10 protein-coding genes and 1 pseudogene are annotated in these 17,498 nt (G+C 33.5%); all 11 read right to left on the reverse strand.

Annotated elements, in window-relative coordinates; genetic code table 11:
- Positions 1 to 131: 131 nt before the first annotated feature.
- The 11 genes and pseudogenes from ACQWU4_RS09805 to ACQWU4_RS09855 all read right to left on the reverse strand — a co-directional run bounded on the left by ACQWU4_RS09805 (position 132) and on the right by ACQWU4_RS09855 (position 17,477).
- Entirely contained in the window at positions 132 to 482 is a 351-nt protein-coding gene (locus tag ACQWU4_RS09805; protein WP_429935583.1) for a hypothetical protein, read from the reverse strand.
- Positions 483 to 998: 516 nt separating this feature from the next.
- The gene (locus tag ACQWU4_RS09810; RefSeq protein ID WP_429935584.1) at positions 999 to 1,391 is read right to left on the reverse strand and encodes a hypothetical protein; all 393 of its coding nucleotides are present in this window, start codon (positions 1,389 to 1,391) and stop codon (positions 999 to 1,001) included.
- 1 nt (position 1,392) lies between these two features.
- On the reverse strand, positions 1,393 to 4,971 hold the full coding sequence (locus ACQWU4_RS09815; protein ID WP_429935585.1) for a DUF6443 domain-containing protein: 3,579 nt from the start codon (positions 4,969 to 4,971) through the stop codon (positions 1,393 to 1,395).
- Positions 4,972 to 4,976: 5 nt separating this feature from the next.
- Entirely contained in the window at positions 4,977 to 8,564 is a 3,588-nt protein-coding gene (locus ACQWU4_RS09820; protein ID WP_429935586.1) for a DUF5977 domain-containing protein, read from the reverse strand.
- Between the two features lie 11 nt (positions 8,565 to 8,575).
- Entirely contained in the window at positions 8,576 to 10,129 is a 1,554-nt protein-coding gene (locus ACQWU4_RS09825; protein WP_429935587.1) for a T9SS type A sorting domain-containing protein, read from the reverse strand.
- A gap of 542 nt (positions 10,130 to 10,671) precedes the next feature.
- A pseudogene (locus tag ACQWU4_RS09830) lies at positions 10,672 to 11,532 on the reverse strand (YifB family Mg chelatase-like AAA ATPase); the annotation flags it as partial.
- Positions 11,533 to 11,715: 183 nt separating this feature from the next.
- Positions 11,716 to 12,678: a T9SS type A sorting domain-containing protein gene (locus tag ACQWU4_RS09835; RefSeq protein WP_429935588.1), complete on the reverse strand. Its 963-nt coding sequence runs from the start codon at positions 12,676 to 12,678 to the stop codon at positions 11,716 to 11,718.
- A 42-nt stretch (positions 12,679 to 12,720) separates the two neighbouring features.
- Positions 12,721 to 14,118 (reverse strand): outer membrane beta-barrel protein, encoded by a 1,398-nt coding sequence (locus tag ACQWU4_RS09840; protein ID WP_429935589.1) that lies wholly within the window; start codon positions 14,116 to 14,118, stop codon positions 12,721 to 12,723.
- Complete coding sequence (locus tag ACQWU4_RS09845) at positions 14,111 to 14,677, reverse strand: RNA polymerase sigma factor (RefSeq protein ID WP_429935590.1); 567 nt, start codon at positions 14,675 to 14,677, stop codon at positions 14,111 to 14,113. The genes ACQWU4_RS09840 and ACQWU4_RS09845 overlap by 8 nt, the downstream gene beginning before the upstream one ends.
- A 96-nt stretch (positions 14,678 to 14,773) precedes the next feature.
- Entirely contained in the window at positions 14,774 to 15,355 is a 582-nt protein-coding gene (locus ACQWU4_RS09850; protein ID WP_429935591.1) for a DUF4840 domain-containing protein, read from the reverse strand.
- Positions 15,356 to 15,890: 535 nt separating this feature from the next.
- Positions 15,891 to 17,477 (reverse strand): hypothetical protein, encoded by a 1,587-nt coding sequence (locus ACQWU4_RS09855; RefSeq protein WP_429935592.1) that lies wholly within the window; start codon positions 17,475 to 17,477, stop codon positions 15,891 to 15,893.
- Positions 17,478 to 17,498: the final 21 nt, after the last annotated feature.

The following is a 17,498-nucleotide window of genomic DNA, read 5'->3' on the forward strand; positions in this document are numbered from 1 at the left end:
TTAATTTCCTGACTTATGCATGCTATTATCAATTACTACAATTAATAATATCATAAAGCCATAGTTTTATAGAGGTTATTAGAAATACACATTACTTCTTGTGGCGTTAACCTTTCCATCGATAATATACTTTATAAACTATTAATTCTTGAGGCTATTAGCTCGAATTTTTTAAGCAATAGTAGCTTATAAAGTTCTGCTACTTCGTTCCAATCTTTTGCTTGACATTCGGTTTGATTTCCTTCAAAAATTAAAAAAAGTGACAAATCTTTATTTACTTCAATTACATTTTCATTATCTGTAATTACTGAAACCCAAAAGACTCCATGTTCTTCATCCATTAATTGAATGTCTGATATAGCTTTTATTATATCCCTTTCATCAATATCATCTTTTTGATATCCGCCAGCATATTGTATGTAATTCTCTATCATTGCGTTAAAATATCTCTTATTAATAAATTTCTCAGTGAGAGCAATCATCTATCCCACTACAATTTATCAATCATTCTCTCTTGTTCTAAATACTTTACAATATTTTATCCATTATTCTATTTAAGGAAAAATGAACTTCATAAAGCTTATTAATATAAAATTGATATGTTGTAAAATAAATAGTGGAACTTGAATATGAAATTATATCAATCATTCTTAAAATAGCTCTTGTATAAGGCTTCCTGAATTTCCTGATCTGAGTAATTCTGAATTAATGTTTCTCTTGTTATTTTTATGTGTATAGGTTGGAAAAGGTCTAAACTTTCACAATAAAATTAGTTTTCAAGGCTTTTTTTAATTAAGAAAATAATATCCTGCATTAACAAATCCACATTATTCACCTTAATATTTGATTTCATTGTTTTTTTGAGACTTAGTATTATGTATCTAACGGGACGGCTGCTTGGAGATAATTGAGGATTTAAAGCTAAAACTTCCAACTTTGCACTGACTAATTAAAATAAAAGGGTAGAAATTTCTACCCCTTATATGCACTATTAAAATTTATCTATCAGGTTTTTTATATGTTTTTCTATATTTGGGACCATCAGATACGACTGTAGTATCTAGTTTAATTGGATAGTTTTTAAGAGTAACTTTCGTACTTTCATTATATCTTGTAGGTTTTCCATAAAATGAAATCTTCATACTATCTCGATCTAAATTTATATCTGCAATATTTGTAGAAACAACAATAGTATCCTCTTTATTGTTCTTATTCAGAACAATATATTCAGGAGATTCAGAAACAGCAGATGAATAATAAAACCATTGTAATAACATATTTCCACTTTTTATTTCTTTAAAATAAAGTCTGTCTTCTTTTTTGTTTGGTTCAAATTTTGGGACACAAGATATTACGAAAATAGAAAGTAAGGCTAAAATTATTTTTCTCATATTACTTATTATAAAAATGTTTCCAATATCCCATATAAATATAACTTCCTGAGTACGTATGCTCTCCATAATACGGATACCTAGAATTGTATCCATTTCCATGATTTTGCTTCTGATTATATTGCCCTACTTGTGTCATAGTAGTATGATAATAATCTATATTAAGATAAAAGCTAGGCTTAGTAGCCCTTAAGTTTGCACCAAAGATTATATTCCCCATACCCCTTAAAGTTGTTAAAATTGGTTTGCCATCTGCTGTATTACCATTTTGAACAGGAGTATACTTATTTAATCCTAAACTCGACTTTATATCTAATATACCTGTCCCATTTTTAGCATCAAAATTTGCTGATAAATATTTAAGAATCTGTAGTTTTCCAATAAAAGTTGCTGGACTTTGTTTTTCAACTTCATTTGTGAATATCTGTCTACCCCATTGTAATAATGCATTAGCATCTCCGTTTATGATTGTATGCCCATCTACACTTGCCGTAACTCCTAAATTATTTAAATCAAATGTTACTCCCGAATTTTTTTTATCAAAGAAAAACTCACCTGTTGAATCGTTTGTTCCCATAAAATCATAAGGAGTCATTGTTTGCGCTATTACTTCGCCTGTTCTTTTACCATTGTTCGTAACATATACATTATTATCCCCGTCATTTTTAGCATTTACAACTGTATAAGTCCCGTCTTTATTTTTCTGAACATCTGTACTTGGAGGAGTAGCATTTGCAGCATTCACTCCAGAAGCCCAATCGTTTATCATTCTATCAAAATCACTGTTATTTCTTCCATCAGGATCGATAAACCTTATGGGGTTGTCAAAACCGTACGTATAAGGAGACCATCTTCTCATTTGTTCTGCTAAAGGATCAATCACCCCCCATCTTCCTAATTCAGGCATATACATTCTCGCACCATAATCATTCATTCTCAATAGAGACTGATACTCCTTACCATTATAACCGTAATTATAAGAAGGAAATAAACCTGAAGCTAGAATCGAATAATTTGAGTGAGTTAATCCAAAAGGATAGTAGCTTTTCTCATCAAGTATCTGAATTCCCATCTTGGAATTATACATGTAACTTACTCTTATATTACCCAAATGATCTTTATAATTGTAAATATAGCTATTTTTTTCAAAATCATAATATCCTTCAGAGGTAGGAATTAATTTAAGTGACAGCTGGGGAGTTGAAATATTGCCAACTGGATCATTCTCTACTGTTTCATACTGAAACCCATCCAAGTAATCTGTTATTTTTTTATATTTTATAAAAATAGGAAGCTCTTCAATTCTTCTTACTTTTGTTCCGTTGGATTGATATAAGTACTTTGTTGTTTCATTCCCACCATATGCACTTGTTTCGGTTATTAAATTAAGGTAATTATATTTTATTTTATCTTTTCCCGTATCTAGATGATTGGTCATATTTCCATTATCATCATAACCAAAAATATTCTGTAAAGCGTTATACCCTGAACTATTATTGACCATACCCGAAGGAAGTGTAACCTTATCTAGTTTATTACTTAGATTATTGTTTTGGTAATTATAGATCAGATCATCAATTTTTTCAGGAATTGTTCCTACCGAAGGTCTGGAAAACCTTTTCAGTGTTCTAATATTTCCGTTAAGATCATATGTTAATTCCTCATCAAAATAATGGTTATATGTTGCCGAATTTTCAGGCTCATCATAATTTCCTTTTATCAATCTGTTAAGAGTGTCATATTGATATGTATATCTTTTTAATATTCCATCATTTGAAGATCTCCAGTCTATTTCTGCAATATTTCCGTTATAACTTCCTGAAGTTAAAGAAGCATAGATAGGATTTGTATATTTTATTTCATAGCCAAATAAATTACTCCCCAAATTTAAAGGATCATTCATTTTAGTTACCCAACCTCTAATATTATAGGTGTAGTTTATACTTTGAGAATCATTTCCTATTTTTTTATTAATGAGTTGAGAAAGTTCATTATACTTATTTTGAGCTAAAACCTCGACAGGATTATTATCGACCTGATGCTTATGCAACAATAATCTGTTCTGATTATCATACTCAAAAGTTTCAGTAATTATTTTTTCGACATCTGTATTGAGCCTTTTATGATAAACTTTAGTTTGTAAAACTATTCCTGCAAAATCAAGATCAGATTCCGTTTTGGTATATCCTCCTAAATGATTGATAGAATATGTCCCTGCCAGTCTTCCCTTAACATCATAGTAAGTATAATTCTTTGTCCAGTTGTTGTCTTCAATATTCTTTACTAAATTCATTACAGGAAGAGTATTGGTACTTGTATTATTTCCTATAGAATTATCTGTCATAATCTGTTTGCCAAAAATCTCTGTTGGAAATGACGGGTTAAAGCTATAATCGGGATAAGTATCGTAATAATTAACATTGAGAATAGTCATACTTCCTGTTGGAAAAGCATCTTTTGTATAATATACATCCATTCCATTTTGCGTAATAGGAATAGTCGTTCTTTTTTCATTATTTCCTGCATTAGAAGACATATTATTGATAGCGGTCTGCATAGCTGTTCTTGTTGCCGTATTGGTAAAGAATCCTGTATAAACCACTCTTCCAAATTGATCATATTTGGTAAACAGCCATCCCTTTCCTCCAAAATTATTATTAGTAGTAGTTCTCAAATTGGCGTCCTGAGCCAGCACTAATCTGTCTTGCTTATCATATACCATATATTCCCATCCTTTGCCGGGAACTTTCTTTTCTACAAGTCTGTTTCTGTTATCGTAATGATATTGGTAACAGAGATTATCAAGTATGGTTAAGTCCAAAGATACTGATACAGAAGCTAATGGTGGAATTACAAAAGCTAATTGTCCAAAATCATTATACACATAATAAGTATCGGCATTTTCAGTATCATTTACCACTTTTCTAACCAGTATAAGCTGTCCATTCCCGTCTTTAAATTCTATGGATTTATTTCCGTCTTCATCGGTAATTGTATTTTTATACAATTGTCCGGTTCCATATGTTCCTGATAAAGTAATAGAAGAAGAAGTGGCATTATTTACCCATGATGTTGTAGTAGTATATTTTTTCACTTCTCCATCAACATTAGTTTCATACTTAAATTTAATAGGTTTGCCATTCCATGCATTTCCTATCTGTCTTTGTTCAAGTATTCTGTCTAAAGGAGAATTTTCCATTACTTTTTCTGAATAAATTTTTTCCGATCCATAAATGTCGGGCTGAGTAGAATTAGCTAAAGGATTAGTATAAATAGCTCCGTTTTGAGTCCCAGATTGCGGAACAGGAAGATACTCTTTCAACTGTCTTCCAAACTGATCATATTCAACATGGGTTACAACATCTTTTCCCTGTGGGGATACTTTTACATCAACTATCTGTTTAGGCCTTCCCAAACCATCAAAATACTGCACATTTTCAATCTGTTTCGCTGTTGAACTGGATGAAGTGACGGGTTCAAGATATGTTTGTGTTCGTATATAGTTTTCTGTATTTGTAGTTTGAGCATACATAATACCTGTTACAAACAACGTACTGATTGGAATAATTATTTTTTTCATGCGTTTTAGTTTATTGGGAAATAAAAATCGTAATTGTATGATGTATTATTAGGCAAAGCAGTTCCTGTATGTGTTTTTAAGGTAACATCACCATTGGTTTTAATAGTATAATACACTTGTCCATTGTAGGAATTATATTCTGTTATCGGTTTACAACTTCCTATTATGGTTGCAACTTTTACACCTGCTGTCCACGGTAAATTGGTTGAGTTTGATCCGGAAGAAAATCCAAAAGATATCCTATAATAAGAATTGGGTGCAACAGAAACACTTCCGCCACCTGCTATACCTACTGATGAATTAAAAGAAAGACTACAGGATATAGGAGTACATATGCCATTAACATTAGCCATGTTTTGCCCATTAGCATTAATATCATTTTGTGCTTTTTGATTTGCATCTGCCTGACTTATTATTGAGGAGTATTGATCAGCATTTACGATATATGTATAAGCCCCACCTATAGCATTTAATCCACAATTATTCCTTGTAAAGTTCTGACTTTTCTGATTATTATAATATATTGTTGGAGAATAATTGTAGGTATATTGTTTCAATATATTCCCATCTAAATCAGCTACTTTTTCTAATCTGTTTGCAGTATCATATTTGTAAAATTCTTTCAACCCAGTGGGAGAAGTGATTACCTTAACCCCAATAAGTGGATCATAAACATAAGTTGTAATTTTATATTCTTTTAAACCGGGATCCTTTCTGAATGTATCCAAAACTGATATTAAATTTTGCTCTGCTTGTTCTGCTGTAACCCCTTGTGGAGGAATGGCATCTTCATTAGAAGCATTAATAATAGAAGTAATTAATGTCTGTGAGATATCTAATAGCTTCGCGCCTTCAATTTTGGCAATCGGCTGAGTCTGATTGTACCCCCATATAAATGTTATAGGAATACCATTTTTGGTGGTATACTGTTGTAAATTACCTTTAGTATCATATTTATCGTAGGTAATTTCATTGGATAAAGCATTATTTTGAATATCATAAGACAATGTTGAAGTAGGATATATAGTAGCAGGATCATCATATTTTGTTTCAACTTTGGAAATTGCCTTTCCACTGTCATTAATATCTTTCTTTTTGATAGTTTCTATTTCTAATGGATCATCAATGATGTTGTTATTGATCAACTTCGTAATTCCTTTATCTTCCGAATTTTTGTAATTAGTTTCAATAATTCCTGAACTCGATATTTTCTTTGTTTTTTTGAGTTGATTTTTATTTATATCATAGATATATTGTTCGTCATTTTGCACTACTCCTTGATCATAATAACTCTTTTTAATTGTATCCGTTAAATTAACCTGATTGGTAATTAAATATGATTCTGATAGTATTGAGCACCCAGGATCAGGACTATATCCAGGTTCAGAATTTATGCCTGTACTTTTGTGAACAATATTGCTTAATTTCAATTTTGTTTTCTCATAATAATCATATGTGTTAAAGGCTTCGTAGATCGGTGATGTTGAATTCTCTTTAAAATAACCTTCGTAAATTAAATTTCCTCTTCGGTTACTAAAATTTTCTAAGTTTTTGAAAGGAAATTTATATTTTTTCAGCATACTTATTTCATTTGCTGTTAAAGAACACCCATCAGGATTTATTACCGGAAGGTTATCCGGAAAATCACTTATATTACTGTATTTTTTTACTTTTTTGCCTTTACCGGATTCTATTTCCTCTATTCTGGAATATCCAACTATTCCGTCTTTGTTAAATTCTAAAGGGATTTCATAAGATGTGACTACCGTAGTATGAGTTGGAATAGGTGGTTTGAAATAATTAATCTGTCCCGAAGAAAGGTTATTTTCATTTTTATAAGAATATTCTATCTGACGTACAATATTTCCATCATTTCCATAATACTTCATTTTTTTTACTCTTGCACTCCCTGCTTTATAAACAGTGCCTAAATACTCAAAATCATCATTTTCATATTCAATTGCCAGGCTTCCGTTAGAAGGATATGTAATACGGCTTAATAAACCTATAAGTGATTTTTCATTGGGTGTTTTATCGATATCCCCAACTGTACTGAAATTAGTGATACCATTCAGTTTAAAGGGTAAAAAATTGTCTTTTATAAGATCGGGATAATAGTACATTTTAGGCATCGGATAATATGTATCATGACGATGTGATAATGCTTCCGTTATATTTAATGGAATATCAGAATTGTTATCATTAAAATATCCCTGATAATCAGTTTTAGAAGAATACCTTTGAGGGAATAGATTATCCGAATTATTAATACCATAATTAAATCTGTACTCACCACTATTGGAATCGACAATTTTGTCGAGTCTTAATCTTAGGCAATTATAATCATCAGAACAATTGGAATCTTTGGGTAAAAAATAAGAATAATAAAAATCAACAATCTTGATAATCTTTCCACTTTTATCCATAATTTGAATTTTGTTTAAAGATTTATCTTCATAATCCTGTCTTGTATTGTAATAAAAGTCAACACTTCCTTCCTCAAAATTTATTTTCTTTAATCTTTTATTTCCGAAATTTTTTGTATAAATAACGTCTGTATAATTAATATCTTGCGCTCCATACCAGTTAGGAGTAGGAGCTGTTCCTTCTTTAAACCAAGTTGAAGTTAATCCCAATTGCCCAAACCCTTCATCAGATCTCTGTATTACGGGATTTTCATAATTTATAGTATAATCTTCATATATATATTCTATTTTTTTTTGATTAGCTGGGGATTTTATATAATCCAAATACCATGTATTTGTTCTATCTTCAATACGACTCCCCATCATAACCCTAAAATTATAATTATATTCCCACGGTTTTGTAAGTGAGGTCCCACTTGGATTTATAAAATTATACTCATATCCCTTACCGTTGTAAAGTACAATTTTTTGGAAAGCATTCGAAGGATCTCCATGATCTGAACTTATTCCGCCGGTACCTTTAGTTAATGGCTCTATTTTATATGAGTTAACATCGAGAAATTTAGGTATATATCGATATGTACTGATGCTACAATTATTTTGAGGACAGATAGTCGGATCTTTTTGCAAATAGAATTTTGTTTTTAAACCTGGTGCATTAACTATATAGGAATCTGGTGAAGAATCAATTTTAAAATCCGGAGATAAAACATTGTAAACTTGATTTTCAAAATATCCTCTGGTTATTCTCATATCAACTGGACCTGCTGGTTCAAATTGGCTATGTGGATCTTCTAAAAATGGAGCGTCATGAAAACTAAAATCTTCAATATCATTTACTTGTTTGGAGATATTTCCATTTGCTGTCAACATCCAACCTAAGCCAACGTTCGATGCAATTTCAGATACTTTGTTTCCTTTGGTATTGTATGTGAGTTTAATTGGAATTTCAAGGTCATTTAGCTTAATACTATAAATGGGAACCTCAATATTGGTTGCTCCAATAAATTCAACGTTAGGAAAATCGTTATACCTTAAAAATCTTGTCAAGTCTGGTGTTGTTACATTGGGTGTATTTTTATTAATAATATCCTTTACGTCTGTTTGAGCTTTTGTTATCGATAATGAAATTAATAATAATGTTGACGAAATATATTTTTTTTTCATTTCAGTTTAATTTATTTTTTGATCAATTTAGCATTTGTTGTTTTATCAGCGTCTGTTTTTATCGTAATCAGATAAGCTCCCTGAATCAAGTTCTGGGTATTGATCTTTGTTACTTTATTTTTCGTTTTCAAGCTTTGAAGCTGCCTTCCTCCCATGTCGTAAAGCATAATATCAGCTTCTTTGAAATCAAAGCCTATTTCCACATAAGTATACTCTGAAACAGGATTCGGATAGATCTTGATTTCCTGCTTTTCGATCAGCTGGTCAAGCTGTTTATCTCCAAGCTTTACAATCTTCCAGTTTTCTTTTCCAAGTTCTTCTGCGCTTGTTCCTGCCAGAATAATAGAACCATCTTTGTTCAGCTTAATATCAGATAATCTTTCCTCTCTTTTTCTGGATTCTCCTTTCACATGTTTTCTCCACTGCTCATTTCCATTGGCATCCAAATAAAGCATCCAAAAGGTTTCATCGTCTGTTTCTATACGGCCCTCAGCCTGGGTATAACCACCTAATAAAATTCCCTTGGAAGATTTATCGTCTGCTGAATGAAGTATACTTGTTCCCATCAAAATATCCCTATTCCCAAAATTGTAAGACTTCTGCCAGATCTCTTCACCTCTTTCGTTTAATGAGATCAGCCACAGGTCGGTTCCTTCTTCTATTTCTGAGGTTTTGTTTCCTGATCTTTCTGATCTGGATTCTCCACCAATTAAATAACCTGTAGATGTTAATGACAATGTTCTTAGATGATCATCACCTTTTCCTCCAAAGTTTTTTTCCCATTCAGGCTTACCTTCTTTGTTTAGCTTAATGATCCAGTAATCTCCCTCGCCAAAGTTTTCAGTCTTCTTTGATCCGCCTGTAGTACTTCTTGAATAGATCCCTAACAAAGCACCACCATCTTTAGTAGGAATCATTTTTTCAACTTCATCAAGGCCTTTTCCTCCCAATACAGATTCAGACATTGTTTTACCATCTTTATCAAGCTTAATAATCAAAACATCTTTAGACCCGTAACCTTTTGCGGAATTCTGAACATTCCCAGTCACAAAAAATCCTAAATCTGTACTTTGGATAACTGATCTGGCTTCTTCATCGAAAGAACTTCCTAAAGTTTTTTGCCATAATTCATCGCCAAATTCATTTAATCTGATGAACCAGATATCTGACCCACCTTTGGAATCTCCTTTTTTATCAAGGCCTTTTGAAGAATATGTAGTTCCTGTAACAAGAAAACCTCCGTCCTGTGTTGCGACTGAAGCAGATAAATAATCATGGTTATTTCCTGAAAAGTACTTCTCCCAAACTTCCTGACCTTGTTGATTGAGCTTTACCAAATGGAAATCATAACCATTGTTCTGTTTTTGGTTTGAGGTTCCTGAGCTTGTCGAAGGAGTAGCCTGAATTGAGCTTCCTGCAATTAAGTATTGTCCATCTATTGTAGTTGTTACCTGGCTTAGAAAATCCTGAGTATTGGACTTTATATCTTTTTGCCAGATAACTTCCTGAGCAGACACACCTAAAACAGTACATATCATATATGCACCGAAGTAAATTTTTTTCATTCTAATGTTGTCTTTTGAGTAAGTATTAATTTAATTTTGCTAATTTAACATTTTTTAAGAGTTATTAAGATCCTATGAATGAGATTTAATATGAATTTTATCATATTTTATTGTTTACTTTAAAGTATTTATTTTAATACAAAAATAATATCCAAATGCGACAAAACTTGTCGTATTATTTATAATTACAAAATTATTCTTACAAAATTGGAATCTATTTACCTTATCATAAAATGAATAGTCATATTGTTTGAAATTAATCTAAATAAAAGGAAAATCATTTATTTAAATAATTAATTTTGTATTTCTTTTCACATTTTAAAGAACAGAAATCTTTATGTTCAAGAATGATAAATTGATATTTATAACTGTCTCATCATGAATTTACTTTACAAGATTTAATATTACTTCTATTTTTCATTTTACAGTAATGTAAATTAATTTCAAATCCGTTATGCATTAATGTTTATTGCATTTTTGCATTTACTTTGTAGTTTTTCTCGTTTACTTTGCAAATTCGCATTTACTTTGCAAATTAACACGCCTCCTACCAATGCAACATCTGAAATGGTATGATGCGGCGACCGAAAAGGTCTCACCGTCATGAGAGAGGTTTCGGCGCCCATTTTACCGGCTACGGAATGTATCTTCGTTGTTTCCAAAGCTTCTTTCAGGGTTAAAGGAGGAAGAATGCCGGGAATTCTTTTGGCAAGCATGGTCTTTCCACTTCCGGGAGGGCCGATCAGAATAATATTATGACCGCCTGCAGCGGCTATTTCCATTGCTCTTTTAGCTGTTTCCTGGCCTTTAACTTCTGAAAAATCAAAAGGAAAATCATTTATTTTGTCCTGAAATTCTTTTCTGGTATCCAGTATAATTCTATTGATAGGTTTTCTTTCATTAAAAAAATCAATTACTTCTTTAATGTTTTCTACACCATATACTTCCAGATTATCTACAATTGCAGCTTCCCTGGTGTTTTGCATTGGAAGAATAATTCCTTTGAAACCTTCTTCCCGCGCCTGAATAGCTATAGGCAAAACTCCTTTTATAGGCTGAAGGCTTCCATCAAGGGAGAGCTCCCCCATAATGATATAATGATGAATATTTTCAGCAAGAATCTGATCGGATGCAGCAAGAATGCCAATAGCAATGGAGAGATCATAAGCAGCACCTTCTTTCCGGAGGTCTGCAGGAGCCATATTAATCGTGATTTTTTTACCGGGAATTTTGTACCCAACATTCTTCAGTGCAGCAGAGATTCTGTAACTGCTTTCTTTAATTGCATTATCGGGAAGACCCACAAGATGATATCCTACTCCTCCGGTATCTACATTTACCTCAATAGTAATGGTTTGTGCAGCAACGCCATGGATAGCGCTTCCATAAATTTTAACTAACATGATTGGTGTTTTTTGTAAAAGTAAATAATATATTATTTCAGAAAATCTCCTTTTGCATGGACAGTTTTCTGACCTCGATCATATTTTAAAAGAAAATATTCTTAAAAAAGACAAGCCGATACAGACGCTCTCTGTACCGGCTTATCAGTGATTAAAAAAAACTAACTAAGGAATATAAACCATTTATTTTTTGATGAATTTATTTTTATAAGTATTTCCCTCAGGGTCTTTGGAAATAATAATATAATTTCCAGGTGCAAGTCGGCTTACATCGATAGCATCATTAAAACGGTGATCATTTTTCTTTAAGACCACTTTTCCAGACATATCAATAATGGAGATTTCTTTGTAAATTTTATCTGATTCTTTTCCAATATAAAGGAATTGCGCTGTAGGGTTTGGATAAATTCTGAGGCTGTTTTCTTTACGCTTTACCTCATCAGTTCCGAGACTGCAGAATTCCCAGTTTCCGAAATTGACTTTTACAAAGTTGCCTGTTCCTAAAAATTCACACTGATCCGGGCAGTATTCGGTACATGCATAAAATCCATATTCCCCGGAGCCTGTGGCTATATAAGAATCGCCAGTCACACCACTAATTATACAAGGATCTCCGGGAGATGGCGGAGGGCTGCCCGGAATACATTTGTACCAAACATGTGTCCCATACAGGTCAGGAAAGGCATCATCAAATTTTACGGATGCTCCTGTACATACATTAAGCTCTCCCTGTCCTACTACCTCAAAAGTTCCGGGTTCCATAATACTGATCATTGCAGGGAGTGCATAGGCAAATCCGTCAGCCATAACAGCTTGACTTTCTGCTATACAGTCTCCTTGTGTAACCGCTACTTTAAAGTAATACAGCTGGTCATCATTCCCATTGATCGTTAATGTTTGTGAAGTAGCCCCAGGAATTGCGGTCCAGGGATTGTTATTAGGCGTTTGCCACGTCCATTCCTGCTTGTACCATTGGTAAGTTCCGAATGCTTGTGTGGAAAGTATTTCTGTTTCGGTATTGCAGAACACAATTTTATCCGGAAATTGTACGCCTAGCCTGGGGCTTGTAATAGTGGGATTGCACTGTGCTTTTATATTCAGAAAAGACATGAATAGTAAAGCCAAAAAAATCAGTTTTGGTTTCATATATAAATATTTAATGGTTTGGCTTGGTATTATTTCGGGTTATCAGTCCAATAATAGCCTGATTCCGAACTTCATATTAAAGTTCAAAGGTTTTTCTTTGTAAACGGTATTCAGCTCACTGTCATTTTTGAAATGGTATCCGATTCCCGGTTCTGCATATATCCCGATTTTATCAATAATTTTCATCTGTAATCCCACAGCTGAATTCACTGAAAACTGTACAGGCTTAACATCAATACGTTCTTCCTGTGTATCCTGTACCTCGTCATTTACTATGTATTTAGTTTTAAGCTTTCCTGCAACGGCCTTCTCTACGAGCACTCCTCCGGTAACATATCCTGTAAAGCGGCCCTTCTGAATAACATTATAGTTTACCTGTACCGGAATGCCTATATAATGAATGCTCTGGTCTCCCTTTATATAGTTTGAATTACTTCCGGAGTGAAGTTCTGAAGTAAGTTTTGTATAATTGATTCCTGTTCCTATCCCCCATCTTTTGCCGATATTGTAATATACAGAAAGTCCAAATGTTACAGGGATCTTATGCCTTATCCTTGCTTCAACTTCTTTGCTCTGATTAGCCAGCAGAACTTCTGTGAGAGGGTCCGGTTCTGTTCCAGAAATCCATACGTCGCTAAAAGTCATAGGACTTCCGCTTATGGAAGCATAGCCTGGGAATTTTTGTTCAGCTGAGTTTGAAGAAACATTTCCTGCAAGCATACTCAACATCCATTTTTTAGACCGGTGTCCGTAAATTTTAACTTTATCATTACCTGCATATTTTTCCGGAATGTTATTTTCCGGATTATTAAAAATTTCTTCTACATCTTGTTCTTTCTTCAATACCGGGTTATCCTCGTTTGTAGAAGCAGGGTTATAAACAGGTAATTCTTCTTTTGCTAAAGGCACTGAACTGTTTTGCTTCTCCGCAAGTCCTGTCGTTCTGTTATTATTAATGACTTCTTTGCTAAATATATTTTCTAAAATCGAACTGATACCTGATTGCTTTGTCAATATATTTTCATGACTGTTATATTTTTCATCTTGCTGGGTATTGACAAGCTCGTTTGTATTTACTTTTACCGGCTCTGTGATCTTTCTATCTTCTTTTTCTGTATTATGTTTATTTTCAGATGCTTTTACTATTTTATGGCTCCCTTTTTCTGCATTCATTTCCAGTAACAGTTTCCCTGTAAAGAATAGCATAGCAATGGCTGCAGCAATTCCACTGATACGGTACAAAAGAGAATTTCTTTTACTGCCTGAAATAGTTTCACTTTCTTTTTTATTATCAGTTCCAAGCATCATACCTCCGGCAACCCCGTTTTCTTCCTCTTTGGAAAAAAGTTCGTTCCTGATATCTTCCCACAGCCCATCCGGAATATCCTCTTCGTGGTCTTCCATTTTCCTGTGCAGATCATTTAGCCACTGATTATTCATACTGTGCTTTTTTTGACATTTTAAATTCTTTAATTTTCTGAACCAGCAGTCCTTTTGCCCTATGGAACTGTGAGGCCGAAGAGTTTTCTGCTATTCCCAAAAGCCCGGCGATCTCTTTGTGGCTCTTTTTCTCAAACACAAACAGGTTAAAAACAATTCTGTACCCATCCGGAAGTGACCGTATCATTTTCATAATGGCTGCCTCGGGAATTTCCTCAAGATCCGGTTCTTCATCATTAGGAATATCAGGAAACTCCGAAAAGTCATCATTTGTTGTATTGCCGGGATGCTGCCTTATATATTTTAAAGCTTCGTTTACGGTAATCCGAACCATCCAGGCTTTTAATGAACCATTGCCTCTGTATTCAAATGCTCCTATAGAGCGGAACATCTGGACAAAGCTATTCTGAAGAACATCATGAACATCATCTTTTCCTGAAAGATAACGGGAACAGACCCCGGCAAGGCTTCCGGAATAGTTTCCGAAAAGTTCTTTCCAGGCAGCTTCTTCCTTCGTGAGAAGGCGTCTTAGCAAAATCTGCTCCTTGTTTTCTTCCATGTACGACTTGGGGTCCGGTTTAATACCGATTAAATTTTAAAGCAAAAATAGACCGCATCCGGCAAACCACAATCTATTGTTTATATTATATATCTATCAACTAGTTTTTATACAGTATGGAAAATTGTAGGAGATAGTCTCAAAGGGGCTCAGTACTGTTCCATTTACGGTTATCTTCTCTGCTGCAAGAGCAAATCTCATTGTGTAATCCAATCCTGAGAAATATCCCTTCTGTTTTGCCACAAGTGTTACAACCGTCTTTTTAGTGACTCCGTCCACCGGAATCTGAAGTTCAAGCTCCTTGGGTGTAAAAGTGAATTCTACCCAATTTTTTTCAGCATTCAATACAGATTCATATTTGAGGTTGTATTTTATTTTTCCCATTGCTGTTAAGGCAGCCTCTACTTTTATCGGATCTTTTACGACTGCCGTTATAATTTCTTTTACCGGAAACTCCGGAAATACAAGGGTGTCTTTTTTTATTTTAAAATCCACAATCTTCTCTGCTTTGGACTCTCCCTGAATAGTAATCAGCCGTCCTTTATAATTTCCGTTAACATCTTCTAATTTTACAGGTGGTACTTCTATCCTGTCCTCATTCATGCATGAGAACAGGGAGAAGATAACTGAGACAACCAAAACGGCAGTAATAACTTTAAGTACTATTAAATTCTTCATTTCATTATTTTTTTAACATTAAACATTAATTGTATTGAGTACTCATCTATAAAATCCGGTTTTTGGGAAATCTTGCATGGAATTTTGAAAAAATGATGAATTTTTATTACAACACATTGATTTACTGTGAATAAAATTTTGAAATTTTAACGAATTTGTTTCGGAAAAATAAAAGCCAGCGTGGGTTTCACGCTGGTTTAGGGACAAGGTTCTAGTTTTTTAATCTGTTTGCCTTATATACCTGTAATATTTGTTATTCTTACTTTATTTATCTCGTCTACTTTATAATCAACGTTTTGATTGGATAGTGGGCTGTTTCATCAGAGATCGCTAAAAAATCAATATTTCCAAATAAGGAATTGGCAGATATAATTTTTCGTCCGGATTTGAAATCTCCTTTTTTTGATTATAGGAAATATTATGAATACATTAGACCTTTCTATTTTTTCTCTTGTTAAAAGTTTACCCAATATTTTCAATTTCGTTGATTAAAGCTTGTATTTGAGTTGATATTTTTAATTGCTCGTTTATAATTTTATAATTGGATTAGTGAATTAATGTAAATATCCGTTTGAATGTTCGCCCCGTTATTGCTATTACTATTGCTGTAGCTATTAAAATTCGCGAAAAGCGCCAAATCTACCCCGTTTGGTTGAAACCAAGTTGATACAACAGTTGTAAACTGGCCATTATTAATACTGCTCATATTAACTACATTTCCTTTTTTTGTTATGTAAAGTTTTGAAGTTCTATTAAGACCTGTTGAAGTATTGGTATTACTACCATTAACCGCAATATTATCCGGAAGGATTCTTTCATCAAGAAAATAATTTCTCCTTATTCCTGCCAAAATTTGCATAGAATGAGAAAGTGGCTGAGCAGCATCTACCAAGCCATAATCATAGCCAAATGCTCCATCATAATAATGCACACCAGATGTCGTGTTCGTTATTTCAAGGTAGAAATCCCCGTCCGCAATTGCTGAAGGAATGAGAACACTACTCTTGAATGAAACTGCATCTTGATTTGTTCCCACAAATTGTTCATTGGTATTCCGTGCCCTATGTATTGATGTTCCTGAAGCTGTTGTAAGATCTACAACGGGACATATTGCAGTATTATTTAACATGTTCCAGCTTAACCCGGATAAACTGACCGGTGTAAGCAAATCGATCACGTTGATTGTAGGATTGGTGGTGTAGTAAGCCACTCCATTCCATAGTCTGATTTTGTAATTTCCGAGCGGTAAATTCTTAAAGTTGTAGTAAAACACAAGGTCAATTCCATTAGTATATAATTGTACCTGTGAATTCGGGACAGTAGCTATCACAGTTGTACCTGTACTATTCATAATCTCTACAGAAAAGCTGGCTGGATTTAGATTTAAGTTAGCTCCTTTTAACGTAATGAAGTAATCTCTATCCTGTTTATCAACGATTGGGGGCAAGATAACGGCCACACTCATTGTGTTTGTAGTCCACCCCCCGTTCATTGCTGTTTTCCATGTTGTTTTCTCTGATTCAGAAAGTAAAGCAGGTAAGCTCGTAAACGCAAATTTTCCATTTGACTTAGCTACTCTTCCGGAAGAGTTTTGAGTTAATAAGGTATTAAATGTTGAATCATTTGAAGCATCAGCTAACCCTGTTATTGAATAATAAAGCCCGGAAGTGTTAAGTACCCAGTTGGCACCCAGTGTCAATCCGGCGCCGGATACCGTAGTTAAAGAAGAGTTTGCAACGTTTTTCCCCAGATCACCGGCAGGTAGTTTTGCTGTATTACCATTAGCATCAATACCTAAAACTGTTGGAAAGTCCTGAATATTTCCGTCTGCTGAAGGAGTGTCAAGTTTATGATCCAGATCCCCCTTAATCTCTTTATTAAATTGAGCCTGATTTATAATTCCTTCTGACTGGATATCAGGGTCAGAAATTTTAACAAGACTATCGCTCATATCAAGATTAGTAGAATCTGTTACATGGGTTTTCATATCTCCATTTTCATCAATGGCATAGTCTGTATAAGTAGCTGCACCGGGTACAGCTACTTGATAAATGACATTTGTTTCTCTTTCTCCTACAGGAGGTAATTCATTTACCCTAATAATTTTTCCTATATTGGACATTGTATTGTTTTTTAGTAGATT

Origin of the sequence: Chryseobacterium sp. MIQD13, from assembly GCF_050496705.1 — a bacterium.
Lineage (GTDB): Bacteria > Bacteroidota > Bacteroidia > Flavobacteriales > Weeksellaceae > Chryseobacterium.

Bases quoted from the DNA above. Each gene is read 5' to 3' on its own strand.
- ACQWU4_RS09805 (WP_429935583.1), bottom strand. From the start codon at position 482: ATGATTGCTCTCACTGAGAAATTTATTAATAAGAGATATTTTAACGCA.
- ACQWU4_RS09810 (WP_429935584.1), bottom strand. From the start codon at position 1,391: ATGAGAAAAATAATTTTAGCCTTACTTTCTATTTTCGTAATATCTTGT.
- ACQWU4_RS09815 (WP_429935585.1), bottom strand. From the start codon at position 4,971: ATGAAAAAAATAATTATTCCAATCAGTACGTTGTTTGTAACAGGTATT.
- ACQWU4_RS09820 (WP_429935586.1), bottom strand. From the start codon at position 8,564: ATGAAAAAAAAATATATTTCGTCAACATTATTATTAATTTCATTATCG.
- ACQWU4_RS09825 (WP_429935587.1), bottom strand. From the start codon at position 10,129: ATGAAAAAAATTTACTTCGGTGCATATATGATATGTACTGTTTTAGGT.
- ACQWU4_RS09835 (WP_429935588.1), bottom strand. From the start codon at position 12,678: ATGAAACCAAAACTGATTTTTTTGGCTTTACTATTCATGTCTTTTCTG.
- ACQWU4_RS09840 (WP_429935589.1), bottom strand. From the start codon at position 14,118: ATGAATAATCAGTGGCTAAATGATCTGCACAGGAAAATGGAAGACCAC.
- ACQWU4_RS09845 (WP_429935590.1), bottom strand. From the start codon at position 14,677: ATGGAAGAAAACAAGGAGCAGATTTTGCTAAGACGCCTTCTCACGAAG.
- ACQWU4_RS09850 (WP_429935591.1), bottom strand. From the start codon at position 15,355: ATGAAGAATTTAATAGTACTTAAAGTTATTACTGCCGTTTTGGTTGTC.
- ACQWU4_RS09855 (WP_429935592.1), bottom strand. From the start codon at position 17,477: ATGTCCAATATAGGAAAAATTATTAGGGTAAATGAATTACCTCCTGTA.